18 protein-coding genes are annotated in these 21,426 nt (G+C 44.6%); 5 read left to right on the top strand and 13 right to left on the bottom strand.

The genetic code is table 11. The features are described 5' to 3' along the window. Nucleotide 1 precedes the first annotated feature (1 nt). From OEY64_10935 to OEY64_10950, 4 genes are all read right to left on the bottom strand, one after another. Nucleotides 2-925, bottom strand: a complete 924-nt coding sequence (locus OEY64_10935; GenBank protein ID MDH5543464.1) for a glycosyltransferase family 2 protein — start codon at nt 923-925, stop codon at nt 2-4. Next, on the bottom strand, nt 906-2,063 hold the full coding sequence (locus OEY64_10940; protein MDH5543465.1) for a DegT/DnrJ/EryC1/StrS family aminotransferase: 1,158 nt from the start codon (nt 2,061-2,063) through the stop codon (nt 906-908). Before OEY64_10940 ends, OEY64_10935 begins: the two co-directional genes overlap by 20 nt. Beyond that, nucleotides 2,038-3,012: a GDP-mannose 4,6-dehydratase gene (locus OEY64_10945; protein MDH5543466.1), complete on the bottom strand. Its 975-nt coding sequence runs from the start codon at nt 3,010-3,012 to the stop codon at nt 2,038-2,040. The genes OEY64_10940 and OEY64_10945 overlap by 26 nt, the downstream gene beginning before the upstream one ends. A gap of 116 nt (nt 3,013-3,128) precedes the next feature. Further along, on the bottom strand, nt 3,129-4,412 hold the full coding sequence (locus OEY64_10950) for a hypothetical protein (GenBank protein MDH5543467.1): 1,284 nt from the start codon (nt 4,410-4,412) through the stop codon (nt 3,129-3,131). Nucleotides 4,413-4,424: 12 nt separating this feature from the next. Between OEY64_10950 and OEY64_10955 the strand changes: the two genes are divergently transcribed. Beyond that, on the top strand, nt 4,425-4,589 hold the full coding sequence (locus OEY64_10955; protein MDH5543468.1) for a hypothetical protein: 165 nt from the start codon (nt 4,425-4,427) through the stop codon (nt 4,587-4,589). A 391-nt stretch (nt 4,590-4,980) separates the two neighbouring features. Further along, nucleotides 4,981-6,789: an elongin A domain-containing protein gene (locus OEY64_10960; protein ID MDH5543469.1), complete on the top strand. Its 1,809-nt coding sequence runs from the start codon at nt 4,981-4,983 to the stop codon at nt 6,787-6,789. 38 nt (nt 6,790-6,827) lie between these two features. On the opposite strand, the gene OEY64_10965 is transcribed toward OEY64_10960, so the two are convergent. The 4 genes from OEY64_10965 to OEY64_10980 form a co-directional block, all read right to left on the bottom strand. Beyond that, nucleotides 6,828-8,069, bottom strand: a complete 1,242-nt coding sequence (locus OEY64_10965) for an alkaline phosphatase family protein (GenBank protein ID MDH5543470.1) — start codon at nt 8,067-8,069, stop codon at nt 6,828-6,830. A gap of 3 nt (nt 8,070-8,072) precedes the next feature. Continuing rightward, nucleotides 8,073-9,296, bottom strand: coding sequence for a GTP-binding protein (locus OEY64_10970; GenBank protein ID MDH5543471.1), 1,224 nt, complete (start codon nt 9,294-9,296; stop codon nt 8,073-8,075). A 1-nt stretch (nt 9,297) separates the two neighbouring features. Next, the gene (gene cysD, locus OEY64_10975) at nt 9,298-10,101 is read right to left on the bottom strand and encodes a sulfate adenylyltransferase subunit CysD (GenBank protein ID MDH5543472.1); all 804 of its coding nucleotides are present in this window, start codon (nt 10,099-10,101) and stop codon (nt 9,298-9,300) included. Between the two features lie 286 nt (nt 10,102-10,387). Next, on the bottom strand, nt 10,388-11,737 hold the full coding sequence (locus tag OEY64_10980; protein MDH5543473.1) for a pentapeptide repeat-containing protein: 1,350 nt from the start codon (nt 11,735-11,737) through the stop codon (nt 10,388-10,390). Between the two features lie 208 nt (nt 11,738-11,945). On the opposite strand from OEY64_10980, the gene OEY64_10985 reads away from it, so the two are divergent. From OEY64_10985 to rfbC, 3 genes are all read left to right on the top strand, one after another. Continuing rightward, nucleotides 11,946-13,358: a mannose-1-phosphate guanylyltransferase/mannose-6-phosphate isomerase gene (locus OEY64_10985; GenBank protein MDH5543474.1), complete on the top strand. Its 1,413-nt coding sequence runs from the start codon at nt 11,946-11,948 to the stop codon at nt 13,356-13,358. 168 nt (nt 13,359-13,526) lie between these two features. Then, entirely contained in the window at nt 13,527-14,411 is an 885-nt protein-coding gene (rfbA, locus tag OEY64_10990; GenBank protein ID MDH5543475.1) for a glucose-1-phosphate thymidylyltransferase RfbA, read from the top strand. After that, a complete protein-coding gene (rfbC, locus tag OEY64_10995; GenBank protein MDH5543476.1) occupies nt 14,408-14,956 on the top strand; it encodes a dTDP-4-dehydrorhamnose 3,5-epimerase in 549 nt (182 codons plus the stop codon). The genes rfbA and rfbC overlap by 4 nt, the downstream gene beginning before the upstream one ends. Nucleotides 14,957-14,980: 24 nt before the next feature. Here the strand turns inward: rfbC and OEY64_11000 are convergent, their stop codons facing one another. The 5 genes from OEY64_11000 to wecB form a co-directional block, all read right to left on the bottom strand. Next, complete coding sequence (locus tag OEY64_11000; GenBank protein ID MDH5543477.1) at nt 14,981-16,021, bottom strand: SDR family oxidoreductase; 1,041 nt, start codon at nt 16,019-16,021, stop codon at nt 14,981-14,983. 136 nt (nt 16,022-16,157) lie between these two features. After that, a complete protein-coding gene (locus OEY64_11005) occupies nt 16,158-17,570 on the bottom strand; it encodes a hypothetical protein (GenBank protein ID MDH5543478.1) in 1,413 nt (470 codons plus the stop codon). A 98-nt stretch (nt 17,571-17,668) separates the two neighbouring features. Then, a complete protein-coding gene (locus tag OEY64_11010; GenBank protein ID MDH5543479.1) occupies nt 17,669-18,985 on the bottom strand; it encodes an ABC transporter permease in 1,317 nt (438 codons plus the stop codon). Next, complete coding sequence (locus tag OEY64_11015) at nt 18,982-19,905, bottom strand: ABC transporter ATP-binding protein (protein ID MDH5543480.1); 924 nt, start codon at nt 19,903-19,905, stop codon at nt 18,982-18,984. The genes OEY64_11010 and OEY64_11015 overlap by 4 nt, the downstream gene beginning before the upstream one ends. 114 nt (nt 19,906-20,019) lie before the next feature. Further along, nucleotides 20,020-21,123 carry a UDP-N-acetylglucosamine 2-epimerase (non-hydrolyzing) gene (wecB, locus tag OEY64_11020; protein ID MDH5543481.1) on the bottom strand — a complete coding sequence of 368 codons (1,104 nt, stop codon included), beginning with the start codon at nt 21,121-21,123 and terminating at the stop codon, nt 20,020-20,022. Nucleotides 21,124-21,426 lie beyond the last annotated feature (303 nt).

A 21,426-nucleotide genomic window follows, 5' to 3' on the forward strand; every position in this document is an offset into this window, starting at 1 on the left:
CTTACTTCCTTTTTTTTACAATTAGGTCGGCAAGAATTCCAAATATTAGAAGTTGAAATCCGATGATCATTGTAACAAGCGAGACATTTTGCATGAACAGGCCGGATATCGACCAAGCGTAGATATTTGCCAGATGTGCAAGGAAAAAATAGAAAAACGAGAATAATATCGAAAATATACCCAACAATGAAAAGACCTTTAACGGATTTCCGAATATCAGGAGGCGGAATATGTTGGTGAATACATAAAAAGGATATTTAAGGTTTACGAACGATTGTCCAGTAGTTCTTGGATGAAAAACGACCGGAACTTCAAAGTACCGCATATGTTTGAAGCTTGCGTCGACAAGGAGTTGTTGAGGAGGATTATAGTCGCCATGGATGTCAAAAATTGCGAGGTATTTGCGGTTAAAAGCCATCATACCCGTTTGCGCATCGGAAATTTTATAATATGTCAGCTTGTTCATGAGGTAGGTGAAAAACCTGTTGCCCAGATACCTGACTAGAGGCATTTTGTAATTGATCTTCCCGGCAAACCTTGACCCCCAGCAAATATCTGCATTATCACGTATGATCGGCATAATTACTTTTTCAATATCGGCAGGATCATGCTGGAAATCCGCATCCAGCTTTATCGCTATGTCAGCTCCCATTTCATAGGCTGTTTCCATGCCGGTCCTGGTAGCGGCCCCCAATCCGAGGTTCGCTGGATGGTTTCGCACGGCAACACCTTTTGATATGGCAATTTCCTCAGTTTTGTCTGTACTGCCGTCATTCACAAGCAGTATTTCGATCTCGTATCCGGCGGGTATGGTACGTTTTTTGTCGTATAGCTCTCTAAGCTTATCGATAAGAGAGCCTATAGTTTCCTCCTCGTTTAGGGCCGGGATGAATACTATGACCTTTTTAGGGCTTTGGTCGTTCAAAATATTCCTTTATTGTGCTTACAATGTAGTTGAGGTCATTTTCTTCCATCCCTGGGAACATCGGTAAAGTAAGAATGTTATTTGTAACATTCTCCGTAACCGGCAGTTTTGAATATTTGTATTCGGAATAAGCCGGGTGCAGATGAACGGGTGGGTCGAAATGAACAGAAGCTTCAATTCCCCGTTCCTTGAGGTAAAAAACGAAATTGTCCCTTTCGCCATTTTTCACTTTCAGTGTGAACATCTGAAAAACGTGCCTGCAATCGGCATTTTCCACAGGCAAATCAATTTCTTCCACATCCCTTAAATTTTCGATTAAATGATAGCTGTGTTGGCGGCGCAAAGCATTCATTTTGTCGACCTTCTTCATCTGCTCGACTCCCAGTGTTGCGAGAATATTGCTCATCCTGAAATTATACCCCGGTACTACAGCAGCCCTGTACCAACTATTTTTGCTTCCTGTTCTTTGAGCAGTCGTTTTATCTATGCCATGCCCAAGCAGTGTCTTGACCCTGCTCGCAAGAGCATCGTCATTTGTTGTTAGCATGCCGCCTTCTCCGGTCGTGATATTTTTCGTCGGGAAGAACGAATAACATCCGATCCCCCAAGAACCGCTCTTCAGGTTCTTGTATGTCCCGCCGATGGTCTCGGCGGAATCCTCTATCACGAGCAGTTTATGTTTATTCGCGATATCCATTATCCTGTCCATGTCACAGCATTGCCCTGCATAGTGGACGGCCATTATTGCTTCGGTCTTGCTGGTTATATAGCTTTCAAGCAGAGACGCGTCAATGTTGCAGTCATTGTAATTGATATCCACAAAAACAGGTTTTGCGCCGGCAGTAACAATGGCGTTTGCCGAGGCAACGAATGTGAAACTTGGTACAAGAACCTCCCCCTTTATGTTATTTGCGAGAATTGAGAGGAAGAGCGCCGAAGTGCATGAATTCATGGCTATGGCATTTTTGACCCCTAGGTATTCGGCGAACGAATTCTCAAACTCGATGTTCTTGGGGCCATGCGTGAGCCACCCGCTGTTTAAAACCTCTTGAACGGCTCTTGATTCCTCTTCACCGATGTATGCCTTGCAGAGAGGTATTATCTTTCCATTATTAGGTAGCATTGTTGAACGCTTCATAAAATTCGATATATTTCTTAAGACCATCTTCCAAGGAATATTTTGGCTCGTAGTTCAGAAGGTCCCTGGCTTTCTGAATTGAAAGCGCGCCTCTCTTTGGTCTGTAATGCTGCATCGGTTTTTTCACTATCTCAATGTTGGGAAAGTAACCCTTTATAAGATCAATAAGGTCAATGAGAGATCTCCCTTCTCCGCGAGTGATATTGAATACCTCGTTTTCGCCAGAGTCTGAAAGTGCAACCTTCACAAAGCCCTGGGCTGTGTCTTCAACGTATGTAAAATCCAGCACGTTATCCTCACCGCCATAGATAGTAAGTTTTTCACCTCGGATCGCCTTTTCTATAAGTATCTGGCATACACGGCGGTTTACGTCAGTAGGGCCGTAAACTGCAGATGGTCGAACTATGGAATACTTGATACCATACCTGCGGCTGTATGTTTCAGTAAGGATTTCCCCGGCAAGCTTTGTCCCGCCATAAACGTCCTTCGGTGCCTTAGGATGCTCTTCCAAGGCGGGGATGCTCTTGAAATCACCATATACCATGCTGGAAGAGGTGTACACGAACCTTTCCACAAAATCGACTTCATGGATTGTATCGAGAAAATTCAGTGTTCCGTTTAATATGCTACCGGTAGTTTCTTCGGTATGCGTAAAGCTTAGGTCAGCTATGGGAAGCGCGGCAAGATGTATTATAACCTCTGGCTTGTGTTCCATGATAACTTTTCGTACGTCGTTCTTATCTCTGGTATCGCCACGAACAAAAGTTACCTGATCCTTTATGCCGCGAAATCTATATTCAAGATGTTTCTGATAGGAGCTTTCGAATGGAGATACGTACTGGATAAAAGCATCGTAGACAATCGGTTTCTGTCCATTTTCAAGCAAAATGCGGCAAATATTGGAACCAATAAACCCTGCTCCGCCAGAAATTAAAACTTTCTTCGACAACCAGTTATCCCCACAAATTCATTGTGGAGCTTTTATACCATAATTTTAATGAAGTATCTAATAAAATAAATGACATGTTTTCAATGAATTTTGACTAAATCCAGTCGAATTTGCTTTTAAAAGGCATTTACCAAATGGATATAGCTGGCATACTTGGTGAGGCCGAAAATAAAAATGAACTGGATTATGATTGAGACAGCGAGTGGAGCAGAAACAATTATTTTTACGGCACGATTGAACCGTGTTTTCATGATCCATATCGACCAGGAGATAGCAATAGCTATGTTCCAGTAATGAAATGAAAAAGTCCAAAACCTAGTCATGTTCCAGTCTGGCCAGTTAAAGCCGAGAAAAAGGAACCCTACTGTGATATCGGCAAGAAATATTCCACCAATAAACAGCGAGTGATTTAGAAAAGAAACGGATCTATCCTTGGCAAGAAAAATCACTAAGGGCATAAATATTAATATATTCCCTGTTTGAAGAAACAGCTTTATCCAAGACCCGATCTGCCCCAGAGGAAATGTTTCGCTTTCCCACTTTACGAAGTATAGTGTTTCTTTTTGAAGAAGTTTCAGGTTATCAGTGAAATACACATTGTAAAAGTCCAAGGTCCATTTAAATGTAATAGAACTGACGGCAAGAAGAAGAATACCAGTTAGAAAAACTAACTTATATTGAGAGGTATTTTCTTTTATCAGTTTATGGTATGTCAGCATCAGGGAAAGAATCAATGCAGAGGAGATATATCCGAAACCTGTTCCATTTTTCATAAAAAAAACCATTAAGAGAATAGGGGCCAAAAGAGTAAGTGTACTAGTTTCTTTTTTTAGAAAATAGAAAAATCCGAAAAGAAAGAAAGTCCCTGTCATGAAATCGATGATGATGTCAGGGTTTTGTATGAGCGTGGTTGGATATCCGAAAGAGATTGCGTTGCCGAACGCAAGCCGGTAGCTTGAGCTGTATTCGGTGGGCGAAACATTGTTCATAATGAACAACCATTCTGAGAGATTTGAAAGCATCAACCAGCTTCCGGAAAAAATATAGATTGATGCGCCAGCGAATCCAAGAAGCGCTTTGCCTGTTTCATAGTTAATGAAAAGAAAAATCATCGAAATTATGGAAAGCTTGAAAATCACGAGCTCGAAAAGTTGAAGGAGAGGGTATGCCATATCCAGTGATAAAAGTCTAAAAACAGATAGAATGCTTGGATGCTTATAGTGAAATGGTCTTAGTGGCTCTTCAAGAGGGAAAAAATTCAAAGGAAAATAGATACTTTCATGAATGGTAAATAGGGATGTTTCGTTATCAAGTTCTAGTTTGTCGATTCCAATTGTGCCTAACTCGGCAGTATTCATGACCGGAAGATTTCCGTATTTAATTGCATCGGCAATAACCATATGAGATTCTACATGCCCGATACCGATTTTCAGGTGAATGAAAAATATAATAAGAGCAGTTATGGCAAAGAAAAAGAAGGAAGAAGCGAAGTTCTGGTTACAGAATCTAATGCTGACAAAGGCGATGTCCTTCTTCAGAAGATAGAGTGCAAGAAGCAGCAAGAAAGCAAATGGTAAATAGGAGTGAAATAATGAGATCGAGTAGTAATATGTCAAGGCGGTAATCTCGAGGCCAATGCAAAAACTGACAATCAGCAATGGTATTACAGGAAGATTCTCAAGACGGCTTTTACCGACAAGTCTCGAGATGGTATATAATCCGACAAGAGTCAGTGGTATTAAGACCAAAAGCAACTTGATTAAAAAAAGCATTCGGGGATTATCAATGTTGTTTAAACCTTAAGCAAGACAAAAATAAGGAAATCGTGCGAAGATAAAGCATAATATTCAAAATTTGAGTGGGTTATGTTGGGATAAACAAATCTTTAAAACTATCAAGTATTTTTAACGAGAGGAATCAGCGGACTGTTAATGAATATATTGGCAAGCTGTAAGAAGTGAGGCCTTGATGGGAAATAAATTGTATCTCAATATTACGATCGCAAGGTGGCTGATAATATCCATATCGGTATTATTAGCCGTACTCGGAGCATTTGCGTACTATGGTTCTGGGCTCCCATTTGAGGGCGTTCTATATGGCGACGAAGATTTCGTCATCATGAACGCGATAAATTTTGCGAATAATCTCCTCAATTATTCCCTTTCCAACTGGTATGGCTATAAACACTATTCGCCTTTCTTTGTGTTGTTTATGGGATTCGTTATATTTCTTGCGGATATCATCGGTAGTATTTTTTCAGTGGATATTCTTTCCTATTTTGAAAATGTGCTTGTTGTTGGACGATTCGTGAACATAACTCTTTTTACAATCAGCCTTTTTGCGCTGTACAGGATATTCCTGATCCAAACAGAAAACAGGGAATTATCGACTCTGGGACTACTAATTTATGTTGCGATTTTCGGTACTCTTCATACAGCAAGCATGGTGAGAGCCGAACAGGCCGTGCTGGCAACAACAATAATATTTATTTGGGCGATATTTAAAGCAGGTCCTAGACCGGGATGGAAAGCATTGGGATCGATATCGGTTCTCGCAGCAGTTCCGATAGGAATAGAGATTTATGGGGCAATAGTTGTAGGGGCATCTATGTTTTTCTATATCTTGAATGAAAGATATCTTGATTGGAAGGAAAAGGGCTACAATCGCAACTTCTTCTTTAAAACATCTGCAGTAGTGATTTTGTCAGCCGCGCTTTTCTTTTCGGTGTTTGCAGTGTTGAATTTTAGGATACTGACGAACTACTCTGATTATGTATGGTATGTGTCTCATTACCAAAAGCAGGCTATTTTAAGATTTTGGGAAATGAGCGTTCTAGGGGGTATTGGATCTAGCCGTTCCATGCTAGAGATACTGTTATATTTGTTTGAGTGGTTATCGCCGTTAATTGCGATAGCCGTTTTATACCAGTTGTATCACTTGGTGTTCAGCAGGCGATACAAGTGGTGGTTCCTGGCATTGTTGGTATCTCTTGTTTTCTGGTCGAGAAAATATTCTGAGTCAACAGGCGGGTTATATCTGGTTTTGCCAATGATGCCCTTATTCGTATTAACGACGCTTGATTTCTTGAAAGATCAGAAACGGGTGATGGTATATCTTACGGTCATTTTGTGCACAATAGGTATTTTCAGGGTGGCGGCGAATCAATTGTTGAAATTCGGTGATACGAATTACAGGGATGCCTATGAATATTTAATAAAAACCGAGGCGGGTAATAATGATATACATATATATGAATACGGATTCTGGCCCCACCGAGCCGTAAAACACAAACCGGCAGATGAAAAATTCTACAATGATTACAGTCAATATTTAATAACAATTCCGAAATTCTCGGACCCGCCAAATGTTTTGACAATGCCCGCATCATGGACCGTCAGGGATATTTCTGATGCGTACTATGGCAGATCTCTTGAGATAGGACTGGCAAATATACAAAAGGTTCTGGATAGCGATCTGTCAATTTACGAATATGTTGTCTTCGATGGGCATTGGCACTGGTTTGACAATTATTGGATCCGAAATCGGAACCCTGAACTATCAACAAAATGGTATGAACTGTACGAAAAGCTTAAGGAAGGAAGGGAGAAGGTTTATGAAACCGGTGGGATCAATAGCAGGATGTATTTTAATCAGAGCATACATGAACCTATATGGACAGTAAATCTGGTTTTAGAATTTATGGAATCATTCCCTGAAAGAAATAGCAGGGAGACGATATTCGGCCCAAAGGTAACAATATATAAAAGGAAGAACTGAATATTTGCGAAGTGCGTTGGACTGGTATGGTGAGATATTTAAAGTATCAAATCAGCGATTTTCTCAACATGGAATGGCTCCGTTATCCTGTCATCTCTGGTAGAAGAGATAATAAATGCATCGTCCTGGGTATGCATTCCTCTGAAATGTCTTTTGCCGTACAGGCCATCAACAGCAACTAGTGATTTAATGTCGTATCCTCTCTCTCCAATTGCAACCAGATCAGGGGCTCTCGATGATTCAGGTCCGCGAAAAATATCATTGCCATCCAAAATGCGCATAATTGGCGACATGCTTTCCGTTTCAAGTTTTAAAAGGCCTTCACGGATATCCGTTTTGATCTTTTCTACATCCGAAGGATTTACCCCGCCGCTTGGAAACCGATCTTTTGAATTTATGTAAATTCTTCCCGGATCAAGGGCAAAGGCCTTTGAGTCAGGATTTATTTCCATTATTGTTTTCGGATCTGTGGAGTTGAATTCTAGAAATCCGTTCTCCTGTAGCCATCGGTTAATGTAAAATTCGGTTTTCAAGGGGCAGAACCCATGATCAGAATGAATATATACGGGTTGCGATCCTGCGATCTTCTCGAGAATTCTACCGATAGAATCGTCAATTCGGCGATAAAATTCGGTGAAAACGCCGTGATATTTATGCGATGCGTCATCCCATGCATCAAAAAGAAAATGGTTTAGCCTGTCTGTCTCCGTAAAGACGAAATAGAAAATATCCCAATCTTCCAGCTCCCAGGCATATTTAAAAAATCTGTTGCGTGCTTCAAGTGTCGCAAATAGGTCGTCCATAAAAATATCTATGGATTCATGGGCAAGGTTTGAGTCCACATCCACACGATAGTCCATTGATCTTAATTTCGGGATCAGTGATGCAGGGTAAACTGAACGCTCCAGGTCAAGGGCAACAAAACCTGAGACCAAAAGGCCATTCTCGATCTTGGCTGGAAATGTCTGTGGAACATTTATTATGGCGGCTTTCCTTCCCGTCCAGAATGGTGATGTCTTCAAATCATTGAAATTGGGAAATCGAAATTCGTAATTGGCAGGATTGACCTCGATAAAACCGAAAATCCCATGCTCGCCAGGGTTTTTCCCGGTGATGACACTGCTCCAGGCAGTAGACGAAACATCTGGAATCGAGGACTCCATCCTGACAAAAGTTCCATTTTCTAAAACGCTGTTAATATTTGGTAAAATTCCCTCGGATGAATATTTCTTGATCAATCCGAAGGGCACTCCATCGAGCCCTAATATCACACTACCCATTGACTAGTAAATTGTTCCCGCGGCGACGGGGATATCGTTTATTTCTAGGACAAACCGGCCCATTGAGGGGATAGAGATAAAAGGATCGTATACAGCGGTATCGTCAAGAGAGATAATTACATCGGCGATATGCGATTCGGTGATCTCCTCTCCGACATCCAAAACATCTGGGATGTTATTACCAGGATCGAATACCTTCGTAATTGATTTTATCTTGCAGCCGATATCCTGTGTGAGACACTTGAAAACATATTTTTCATTTTTGTTTCCGGGTTTCGATGACATCCAGAAGAGGTGAGTATGCAACATTTTTCCGAACTTGATACTGGATCCGTCGACGATCACTTTGCCCCTGTCGGCTCCGGTCTTGCAATCAATGGTTACAGCTACACTTTCACCCGTTATTGCGCAGGACACGTTTTTATGACCGAATTTTTCTATAGTGCGGACCGTCACTTTCTCATTGCCGGGCTGCAAAAAGTATTCAGTATCGGTTCTGAGTGTACCGGATTCGACACGACCGGGATAAACCGGTATTTCGCCGAGAAAATCATAGCTATCCTGGATGGAGAAACGGAGATCAAGTTCTTCCATAACCTTTGCTTTAAACTGATCAAGAGCTTCCAGAACACATGGTCCGGTATACCAGTTAGCATTTTCAGTTTTTTTGGCGATATTATCTCCAAGCATAGCGCTTATGGGGATGAAGAATTTCGGCTGTATCCTGAAGGATGACAATAATTCGGTCATCTCTTTTACTATGGAGTTGAATGCGCTTTCGGACCACTTGACGAGGTCCATCTTGTTCACAAGGACGGCAACCTGTTTTATGCCGATGAGAGATAGCAGGTACGCGTGCCTTTTTGTCTGATCCATTATCCCTTCGTTAGCATCAAGGAGTATCATAGCCCCGTCGGCATGAGAAGCACCTGATATCATATTCTTGATGAATTCCCTATGTCCGGGAGCGTCGATTATTATGTAGCGCCTTTTTGATGTATTGAAAAATTTTTGGGAGGTATCGATGGTTATACCTCGTTCCCTTTCCTCTTTGAAATGGTCCATTATATGGGCAAGTTTCATAGAGGAATTATCTGCAAATGCGTCCAAGTTGTTCATTACAGAGCGTGGAAGAGAGCCAGTATCCAGCAGGAGCCTTCCAATTAATGTGCTTTTCCCGTGATCGACATGGCCGACTATGACAAGAGGAAAAAGTTCTTCATGCATGCTACATGTATCCAAGTGCGCGAAGCTTTTGCATCGTGTCGGCGTTTTCCTTATCCTGCGCTCTTCCGGCCCTTTCATCTTCCCTGGTAGTTTCAATCTCGCTGATGATTTCGTCTATATTGCTGGCATTTGAATTGACAGGCGAGCAGCAGGGGGCGCATCCGATGCTTCGAAAGCGTGTTCCATTCTTGCTGTAGTAAAGCTTGTTAATGGGGAGGTTTTCCTTCTTAATGTAATTCCAGATGTCCAGTTCAGCCATGTGAAGAAGCGGATGTATGCGGTAATGATTGTCACTGTCTCCAAGTGATCTGTATTGGTCCCACATCTCGGTAGGTTGGTCGGTGTAGTTCCACTTGAATTCTTCATCACGTGGAGAAAAATAGCGTTCCTTGGCCCTGATTCCATGCTCATCACGCCTTATACCAATGAGGAGCGCGTCGAAACCTTCTTTTGCGATCACTTTCTTCAAGGCTTCGGTTTTCAGCATGTTGCAACATTCTATCTTCTTTGAGGCTTCGGGTCCCATCCCATTCTTGATAGCCTCGTCGTTTTTCACGACAGTGAGATCAAGAGCCCACTCCTTTGCATACTTTTCCCGGAATTCATATATCTCTGGAAACTTGTATCCCGTATCGATATGGATGACAGGGAAAGGCAATTTCCCCAAAAAGGCCTTCCGAGCAAGATGTAAAAGCGTCGTGGAGTCTTTTCCAATCGACCACAGGAGAGCTATATTCTTGAACTTATAAAAAGCTTCGCGGATGATGTAAATGCTGCGGTTTTCAGAAGCTTCCAGATAATTCATAGACGAATATTATATACCAATTAAATATTGGATTAAGAAAATATATAGTCGAGAATAGCATGCAAAAAGGATTTTAGGTCGAAACGAACAGTGCCTGAAATAAATTATCTAATCTCTGCTTATTATATCTCTTGGCGAAGAGGGGGTATATATCCATTTAAATCAGTGCATTACAAGTCATTGATTGAGAGTGTTCTTTGAGCCTCCTGGTAATTTGATTTAGCAATCGCAAAAGTGCATTACTTAATAGAATTTAACAGACCGAATTCCTGCCAAAGTGTCCCACTTATCTCCTTGACTGCCGGAAGAGGGCGGTGATGAACTGGTAAATGAGAAATACCGAAATTATCTTGTATATCAGCCAGAGGATGTAATAGTCGGGGAATACGTCTTTCGATTCTGATTCGAGCGGGTTCATGAAAATGAATAGCTTGTTCCATTCAAGATCAATGATGTTTTGATGTGCGTGGAAGATGAATTTGTCAAAAATCGTCGGCCAGAAGTCGAGCTTCTGGTTGTCGATATTGAATTTAATCATCTCATAGTCGAGCAGGAACGACATGAAGAGAAAGAAGAACATCCCTGTGGCAAAGAACCATACGATGGGCCTTACCCAGTTGGTCGAAAATTCCGACAGCCAGTCCCTGATAGTGAATAGCGCTCTTGTTTGCATGTTTTCCCAAGGGGGGCCGCCGTTTCGCAGTTCCCTGCGGTGGGCTCGCATCTCCATGGCGTAGAAGCCGTTCGCGTCGAGATAGTTTCCCTGTCTTTCGTTCGCCACCTTGAGCTGTCGAAAGGTGTCCCGATCCCCCTTTATCCTTTTGATGTTACCCCATTCGGTGTTGTTGAATATCGAGCTTGCGAAAGAGGTCTTCTCTATCGTGACATTCTTTGCGGATGAAACGTCGAGCCCGAAAATGTCGGCTCCGTCGAAACGGGAATGAACGATGGCACAGTTTCCTTTGACCTTTACCGGATCCATCCTGAATGATGAGTGCGTGAAGGAGAGGCCGTTGAAGGTCAACTGTGTCAGCTCAGCCGGACCAAGCTCCACATCCGAATTCATGAACGATATTCTGGAAAAATTGAGGTAGTCGACTGAGGAAGGGGTGAAGACAAACCTCCCCGACGAAGAGACATCCTGGAACGAGACATTGCCGTTGAAGAGAGCCCCCCTGAAATTCGTATCGGCATGGAATGAGGTATTGGAAAACCGGCATGTTGAAAGGAACTGCACCCATTCGAAGCTGGTCTCGCCTGAAAATTGCGTTTCGGTGAATACAGCCTCCTTGATGAACTCGGCGTTCTTGAATGAGGCCCCCTGGGCAAAAGTGACTTTCTTGAATGACGTGCTCCCCCTGAATTCGGCATTGTCGAAGACCGCCTTCTTTGGGAAGGTCAACCCTCGCGTGGATAGAAAATAGGGGAGACCTTCAGCGTCCAGTGGAAAGGTAGGGAAGACGAAGTAGGCGAAATGGTGTCCGCTCTGTTTGACGACATATTCGATGGTCTTTTCCCAGAAGGTAGTGATCTCCTGCGACCTTGCTTTTACAGTCCAGCCGTCCTTTTCACAGTGGAATATGCATTTACCGTTCAGGAACGTATCTCGCTTGCAACCACCTATTGAACAGTCCATATGATACAAAATATCACAAAAGCGGACAAACCGTATCAGTGGCTTTGAATTTAATCTTATCGTGATTCAATTTATTGAACTTGCGCCGATTAATGGGATAAACTGACTTGCTTGAAATGTTAATATTACCCTCCTATCAGCATGGGAAGAGATAGCGGGTAATTGATTTCGTAAATTGGAACCCGCAGGGTGCAAGGGGAATTCATTGATGTCTGGTTTCAAGGTGGTAATACTCGCCGGCGGTTCGGGCACGCGCCTCTGGCCGCTATCGCGCAAACAGCTACCAAAACAGTTTTTGAATCTTTTTGGCGATGAAACGATGCTAGACGCAACTATTTCAAGGCTTGATCCGCTCGTTTCCAAGGACGACATCTGGGTGATCACAGGTGAGGAATATGCCAAAGGGGAGGCGTACGATACGCTGAAGTCGCTGAATACGATCCTGGAGCCCTGCGGACGAAATACGGCCCCCGCTATCGGAGTAGTTGCGGCATTATTGATGGATCAGTCAAATACCGACCCTGTTATCCTGGTACTGCCAGCCGATCACATAATCAGGGACGTAGGAAGGTTTCATGACGCTTTGAGGAGCGGTATAGCCACTGCCGAAAAAGGGAGGCTGGTCACGTTTGGCATCAAACCGGAGTCGCCGGAGACAGGGTTTGGATACATTGAGACAGGAACCGGGTCAGACGGCGTTTTTCCAGTAATCCGTTTTACGGAAAAACCTGATATTAAAACCGCAAAAAAATTCGTTGAATCCGGGAGCTACTACTGGAACTCCGGGATGTTCATTTGGAAAGCGTCCGTGATACTGGAAGAGATAGGCAAACATATGCCGGAGCTTTCCGGACAAATTGAAGAAATGCGGAGCCTCTGGCGGGCCGGGAGTGCATCACAGGATGTTATCAGCAAAAACTTCGAAAAGATGCAGTCCGTTTCCATCGATTACGGAGTCATGGAAAAGTCCGACAGGGTATCCCTCATACCTTGCGACATAGGGTGGTCTGATGTAGGAAGCTGGGACGCTGTCTATGAGCTGTCGCCGCATGATGACGCTGGCAATTCCATGCAAGGGGATGTTTTGCAGATAGACTGCAAGAATTCCCTGCTGAACAGCCGGTCGCGGCTTATTGCCGCTGCGGGTCTGGAAGATATCATTGCGGTAGAAACAAAGGACGCGATAATGTTGACCAAACGGGGGAAGAGCCAGGATGTAAGGACTCTGGTGGATAAGATCAAGGATCGAGGAAGCCGTGAGCACCTTGAGCACGCTACCGTTTTCCGCCCCTGGGGGAAATATACGGTTGTGGAGGAGGAGGCATCCGGCTACAAGGTGAAGAGGATCGAGGTGAATCCTGGCGCGAAACTAAGTCTGCAGAGCCATAAACAGCGCTCGGAGCACTGGGTAGTGGTTTCAGGGACGGCGACGGTTACAAGAGGAAAAGAGACATTTGTCGTAAAAAAAAATGAGAGCACATACATTCCGATAGGGGAGAAGCACAGATTGGCAAACATGGGGAACGACCTGTTGCAAATGATAGAAGTACAGATAGGCTCCTATCTCGGCGAAGACGACATCACACGCTATGATGACGTCTATGACCGGGAGAAAAAGTAAAGAAGGTTGCATCTATATCGAATTTCCAGGTTCTTTTCCAGTCCACCCGTCATTCTGCTTTCGCTTTGATTGGCAGGAGTGAGTCCGAAATAATACGGATAGTGTGCAATCGGATATCTCCGTAATCGCTTGTCAATCGCCCCGCGTAATGTTAAAAATGTGTGCTACATGAGTTACAAGGGGATAATTCTTGCCGGAGGTTCGGGGACGAGGCTCCATCCGCTTACAGGGGCTGTCAGCAAACAGCTGATGCCGATATACGACAAACCGATGATCTATTATCCCCTCACGACACTCATGCTGGCTGGCATCAGGGATATCCTGATAATAACCACTCCAAACGACAGGGATGCATTTGTGCGCCAGCTGGGTGACGGTTCGGCCTGGGGACTATCCCTGCATTATGAAGTTCAGCCAAGCCCCGACGGACTGGCTCAGGCTTTCATCATCGGGGAGAAGTTCATCGGTAAAAGCGCTGTAAGCCTTATCCTCGGCGATAACATCTTTTACAGCGACGGTCTTGAAAGCATATTGAAGAGCGCCGCATCCCGCGAGAGCGGAGCGACGATATTCGGCTATTACGTTAACGACCCGCAGAAGTACGGCGTTGTAAGTTTCGACAAGTCCGGGCGGGCGGTCGATATCCAGGAGAAACCGAAAAGCCCGAAATCGAATTATGCGGTCACGGGATTATATTTCTACGACAATGACGTGGTCGATGTAGCCAAGGGGATAAAGCCTTCCGCCAGAGGGGAACTGGAGATCACCGACGTTAATATGGCCTACCTGAAGAAGGGGAGGCTGAACGTTGAGATACTTGGCAGGGGAACCGCCTGGCTCGATACCGGAACGCATGCATCCCTGCTTGATGCGGCGAATTATGTAAAGATACTTGAAGAGAGGCAAGGACTTAAGATTGCCTGCCCGGAGGAGATCGCATATAGGCATAAATTCATTAGCGCTGATCAACTGGAGAGGCTGGCAGAACCGCTAAGGAAGAGCGGATATGGGCAGTACCTGCTCAGGATACTCAAGGAAGACGGCTCATTGTGAAATTCGTCCCGGCAGATATACCTGGCATTGTAATAATAGAGCCGAAACTGTTCGGTGACAGCCGCGGATTCTTCATGGAATCGTGGAACAAGCGGGAGTTTGAAAAAGGGGGGATCTCCGCCAGTTTCGTTCAGGATAACCACAGCCGTTCTGTTCAGGGGACGCTAAGAGGGCTTCATTACCAGTTCAAACAGCCCCAAGGGAAGCTCATACGCGCTATAAGCGGCGATATATTCGATGTGGTTGTCGACATTCGCAAAAACTCCGGGACGTTCGGAAAAAGTTTCTCTCTGATACTTTCAGGCGAGAACAGGAAAATGCTTTGGGTGCCGAAAGGTTTTGCGCACGGCTTTTATGTGCTTAGCGAAACGGCGGAGGTGGTATACAAGGTAACCGACTATTACGCGCCGGAGGACGAGGAGACTATTATGTGGAATGATTCGAGCATGTCGATCGACTGGCCACTTGTGGATGGCAAGTCTCCGATACTGTCAGTAAAGGATTCCTCCGGCAGGGCCTTTAAAGAGGCGAAGTATTTCGATTAGAGGGGCGGGGGAGACGCGACGAGCCTAATCCTTTACCGGTGTGTAACCTTGCAGGACGTTGAAGTGCGAGGTTATCTCCTGCAACCTTTTCACATTGAAGTATTCTGACGAGTTGAAATCTGCGGACGGATGGTCTTTTATGTAATCGGCGATTTCAGAAATTGAATTTGAAATATTCTCCTTCGGCGTGAAACCCAATACTCTCTTGATTTTCGAGAAATCCACGTTATAGCTCCGCCTATCGGTATCATCCGGTGCGACGACCACTTCTATGTCTTCCAGTTCGCGGCTTACAAGCTCTGCGAGTTCGACTATCTGGAAGTTGTTCTCGTCGGAACCTGCGTTAAATACCTGCGAGAATACATCTTCACGGGGCGCTTCAAGACATGCCTTGAATAGCCTGGCTGAATCGCGGACATGGAGGAACGGGCGCCACTGTTCGCCTCCTCCCATAACGAAAATCTTTCCCCGTGTAATCGCGTGCATCGTCATCTGGTTTATTGCAAGGTCGAAGCGCATCCTTGGGGAGAGGCCGAATATCGTTGCCTGGCGAAGCAAAACGGGGCAAAAGGATTTGTCCGCCATTTTCATAATCGACTCTTCGCTTCGAAGTTTCAGATCGGCGTAAAGGGATACCGGATTACAGAGAGAGGTTTCCGTGAGGATTTCCTCGCCTCCAAAACCGTATACGGAGCAGGAGGAGGCGTATACGAAACGCCTGCATCCCTTCTCTTTTGCCGCTATCGCGAGGTTTACCGTCGCTTCATGGTTTATTTTCAGCGACCACTTGGGGTCCATGTCGCATGAAGGGTCGTTTGAAAGGGATGCAAGATGTATGACATCCATCCCTTTTTCAAGAAGTGACGCGACGGTTGCAGTATCCTGCACGTCTCCCTTCACAACCGTCAGGCTTGGGTGTTGCGAAATATTCTTTATGGAGGATTCGTTGAAGAAGAAGCAGTCGTAGAGGATTACCTCGTATCCGGCTTCGAGAAGAATGCCGCTAAGTACCGAGCCGATGTATCCGGCGCCGCCGGTTACAAATACCTTTTTACTGTTTATCAAATTGCCCCCAATTCGAGGTTATATTATCATTCCTGTCCAGGCAATGGAACTGGACGATGTCGCAAGATAACATTTCCTTGCAGTACTGCTAATCGGCAAAAAGCGGAATTTACTTTACTTCGTTCCGCAGGGTAAATTACGCGGCTTCGGTTTCGTCTATTCCGGTAGAAGGATGCCCTAATATTCGATGCCTGAGACTTCCATAGGCTTTAACTGCCAGTTGGCACACCCAATCGTAGATATTGCGGCAGTTTGTTTCTTCAACACCGAGAAAAAGCCTTGGAAACACGAAGAGCAAGCCGATGAAAATCCAGAAAAACGTGCCGAAAAACGGTCCCTGAAGCGCGACATGCGCAAAAGGGTAGGTTGTTGAAGGTAAGAAGGCGAAGAATACCGCTTCTGCAAGCCTCAGTTCCGGGGAACCGGAAGGCGCCATATGTATGGAATATAGCCCTGATAGAAAAGCGCAGGCGAGAATGGAAAAGAAGAATATCCCTCCTTCAATCCCGGTTCTTATAAGGATAGAAATATAGGAGTTGTGGAGAGAGTGCATGTTATCAACGTTTATGACCCTTTCGCGAATATGATCCCCGAAAATGGAAGGGCCAAATCCAATTCCGTAGGGGTATTCCACAAAATCACGCATTGCAAGAAAGTTTACGGCGTTTCTTGTTTCCTTGATGTAGTTCGTGCCGAGAAATGTTTTATAGGCCGAATAGGTCTTGCCTGGTGGGGTAATCAGGAATGGGAGGATAAGAGTCATCACAATGATCAATTTCATTCTACGGTCTAGAACTTTCCTTTTCATAACGAGGCATGCCAATAGCATGATGAACAGGGTAATAATCGCTGTCTTGGTATAGGTATAGAGGCATAAAACGATGAAGGCAGCAATCATGAAAACCGCAACAGGCTTGAAATATTTTCCAGTTTTGCCGCCATAAATGAACGGAAGGCATACCCCCACGGCAGTAAGGATATAAAAGGAATTGCGAAGGGATAAGTTCTTTTGCTCCGGGGTTGCTGGAAATGTCATGTATAGAAAGTTGAGGAGGTCGCCCAGCAGGTGCGGAATCGAACCGAGTATCATTGCCAGCAAGGTGATTTTGAATTGATATGGCTTTGTGATGTGGGCAAAGATGGCAATGGCAAAGAGTGAATAGTATACGATAGCAAAATGCCTGATAGCTGTTTTTGCCTCCCAGTACGGTCCCGATGCCAGAAAAAGGGCAAAGCCTACCATGAAAAACGAGAGGATAATCAATGTCGGCGTTTTATAGGTTTTAATTATTGACTGAAATCGCGGGATAGCCGCGATAAGGAGTATCATCAATACCCATTCAGTTATGTAAAGCGGGGTGAAAGATAGATCCATAGACAGGTATGTAAAATCCCTGTGTGCGAGAGCCACAAGAAGGATGAATGCCGAGGCGAGGTAGGCCGGCCAGATGAAACCCATCAGCGAGAATGAAAAAATGAAACTCCCTGTGATCGTGGTAATCCCTAGTTTGAACAGGAGAAAGGAGAACAGTGAGAGCGCAAGAATCACGGAATATTGCAGTAGATATATTCCCGTTTCGGAGAAGCTGGTAAATTTTCTGTCTATAAAAACTCTAGCATTTGAGAATAAGTTGAGCGGACTGGAAATCACTCGTAGATATCTCTCTTCTTGGATAGGTAGTTGATGGTTATTATGGCGCCGAGTGTCATCAAAGCAACTGCCAGGAACTTGTAAACAAATTCAGCCGTTTGGAAAGGGGATCTGAACAGCAGGGTCCATCCATCCATATACGAGGTGAAGAAGAGGAATCTTATATCTTCAAATAGCGGCAGCCCGCCAAGTGTGAACAAAATGAAATAAATAATAGTGACCATTCCGATGACCGTGGAGGGTTCCGGTCTGATATAAGAGACAAGAATCGCTAGAGCGGCGAGCGGGAAAAATGAGATTGCCGCGACAGGGATACAAAGCATGAAGAGTAAAATAGCTCCATCCCCAAGTATCATCCTTGTTTCTCCAATGTCACCAATGAGTTCCGAATCCAGAATAAGGTTGCCGTATCCGGCAAAAACCACCCCGACGAGCATTGTGGTAAAGATGAAAAACATCATGAGAGAAGCAAGATACAGTGAAACGACAATCAGCTTGGAAGCAAGGTATTGGCCGCGCGAGATGGGATTGAGAAATATTGTCCGTATAGTGCCTTGCGAGAATTCCACCGCGAATAACTGGGCCACTACAGAAACGGTTAGTAGCGGGAAAACAAAAACAAATGAAAAGTAAAGGGAGAGATAAGTGAACCGAAGACCGTTGAACCTGGACCTGTCAATAAGCATGTTTTCTAGTTTTACTGTATCGACGAGCCAAACGACCCTCTTTTGGATCCTCTCCACGAAGGAGTCCCTTTTATCTATTACGGGCGGCTTCCTCGCAGGGAGTTCCGTGACAGCGTAGGCGTTTGGTACTGAAATAAAATCGAGGAACCTGCCGAGGACATTGTTTCCGTTATCAGGTTTTTCATTTTTATCAGGGCACTCAGTACAGTCGCATCCGGGGCGCGGCAGTGATTTCGGATTGAACAGGCTTTTGAAAAAAGTTCCGAAGTAGTCGAAGCCTTTATCCTCACCTGGCTTCAGTTCGATTATATCTTCATCCTGCTCGGCAACGACCGCCGCGGTGTTGCCGGCCTTCATGCGGCCGAAAGTTACTATGTTCAGGAGATTCAACCCTATTTTCTGTACCGCAACGAAAGAAGAGACGACTGCGGAACCGGTCATCTTGTCGTTGTCGGAGAAGGTCTTCATGCCGGATTTAACAAGGTTCTTGTCGATTCCGTTCTTTGCCGCATATACCTCAAAGCCGAACAGCATGAGCCCCAAAAAGAAGATAAGCACAATGGGGGCCACCCAGAAAACAGAAGATCTGACGAGCTTCTCTATCTCTACCAAGATAAGTCGTTTCATGAATATACAGGGCTCTTTGATTTGTCCAGGAGATGCTGAACTAGGTCGGATGTCGAGTATCGGATAAATGCGTGTTCATCGATCCTGCATCCTTTCTCGACCAGTAATTTGATAAGGTCGCTTGAATATTCCTTACGCATCGTTAGTTCGAAGCCTCCGCCGGTCGAAAGTATCTTGTGCACATATTCAAGGTTGTTCACAGTATCGAGAATGGTCTGTTCGGGAGTTCCGCGCAACAGGAAGTAGTATGGAAATTCAGCGACCTTTTTCAACTCTCCTTTATACAGGGATTTTCCTTGATCAAGTATCAAGACTGTTTCGCAAAGGCTGGAAATAAAGTCGAAGTTATGGCTTGTTATTATAAACGTTTTGCCTGTTTTCTGCCTGGACGCAATGATCTCCTTGAGTTTTTCAATCCAAACCTCATCTACACCCTGCGTCGGCTCGTCGAATATATAGAGTAAAGGGTTTTCAATGAGGGTAAATGCTATACCGAGCCTTTGAAGCATTCCCCTGGAGAAAACCCCGACTTTCTTATCCTTTTCTTCATGAAGTCCGACCTCCTCTAGCGCCGCCATTATCCTGTCGCTACCGTTTTCCCCCTCGGAAGTGGAGAAAAGCCTCATATTGTCGAATGCGGTGATATGGGGATAATAGGCGGGTATCCCTATAAGCGATCTCACACTTGCAAGGGCAGAGATGGGATCTTGCGAAGGATCGTGGCCGAATAATTTAATTTTTCCCGTGGTACGGGCCACAAGGCCGGTCATCAAACGTAACAATGTTGTTTTGCCCGAGCCGTTTTCTCCGATTATGCCGGTACACTCACCTTGCTTGACCGTGAGTGAAACATTTTCCAGGACTGAAACATCCCTTATATTCTTTCCAACGTCCAGCACTTCAACAATATTGTCCTGCATCGCATCCTGATAACTTAAAAAATTGGTTAAAGTCTAATAAATCAACGCATTGCATTAAGCGTATTTCGTAAGAAGTATTATACATTAGTTGGTTTATAAAATATCCGATAGTGGTCAAGGCAATTCTAGAAATACCTTCACAATGCGCCCGGCAGTTTTGCCGTCCCACATCTCCGGTACTTTTGCAGTCACTTTTCCAGAAGTATTTTGCATGATTTTTTCCGCGTTGGTTTTCAGGTTTTCAATCGATGTAAGCTTATTTGTTCCGATAGTGATTGTTACCGGGCGTTCCGTATTTGGCCGCAATGTGAGACAGGGAATACCAAGATATGTAGTTTCTTCCTGTACTCCACCGGAATCGGTAATGACGTAAGCGGCATTTTTAATAAGGCATATTGATTCATGGTAGGAGAGAGGGGCTGCAAGAATGAGTCTTTCATGTTCGGTCGCGAAATCGGCGAGACCGTATTCTTCTAACCGCAACTTGGTCCTTGGATGGAGCGGAAGTACGATAGGGATTTTGAAGGAAATATCCGCCAGGCTTTCGAAAATGGATAAAAGTGCACTACGGTCATCGACGTTAGATGGTCGATGTAACGTGGCGTATGCGAATTTCCCGGTTTTCATTCCGAAGCGCTCTAATGTATTTTTCTTGTCAGCCTTGTCGATTTCGCGAACAAGGGTGTCAATCATTATGTTGCCGACGCGCTTAATTTTTTTTTCGTCCACACCTTCTCTTTTCAGATTTTCATCCGCGTCTATGGACGGCGTGAAAAACAGATCCGCTATCGAGTCGGTGACCTTCCGGTTTATCTCTTCTGGCATGGACATATCGAAGGAGCGGAGTCCGGCTTCTACATGTGCGACTTTCAGGCCGATCTTTTTCGCCACAAGAGAGCATGCCAGGGTAGAGTTTACGTCACCGACGACAATGACCCAGTCCGGATTCAGATCGTTGCAGACTTTTTCAAATTTGGTCATGATGCTTGCAGTTTGGACGGCATGGCTGCCGGAGCCGACTTCAAGATGTATATCAGGTTTTGGTATTGAAAGAGTCTCAAAGAAATCGCGGCTCATGCTCATGTCGTAATGCTGGCCGGTGTGTACAAGGATATGCTCTATCCTATCATTCACCTTTTCCATTGCCTCGCAAAGCGGGGCAATTTTTACGAAGTTGGGGCGGGTACCAACGACACTTATTATCTTTATGGCTTCCATACCTCCACAGGTTAATTCATGTAGAATTGCTAATTAATAGGCTCTATTAAAATGCCAAGTATATGCCGAGCGAATGATAGTTTCCAAATTGGAGTACTTTGGCGTCCAGCCCAATATTGTCTGAGCCTTCCGGTAGGATGCAACCAACTCCGGCGGGTCACCAGGGCGCCTGCCGGCGTATTTTATTTTCATTTCCGAGGAGCTTACTTTGGATATCATATCGAGTATCTCTTTTACTGTTGTTCCTCTTTCAGTACCGAGGTTGAAAATATCGAAGCCGTTACCTTGTTTATATGATCAATT

The sequence above is a fragment of the Nitrospinota bacterium genome, from assembly GCA_029881495.1.
Lineage (GTDB): Bacteria > Nitrospinota_A > UBA7883 > JACRGQ01 > JACRGQ01 > JAOUMJ01.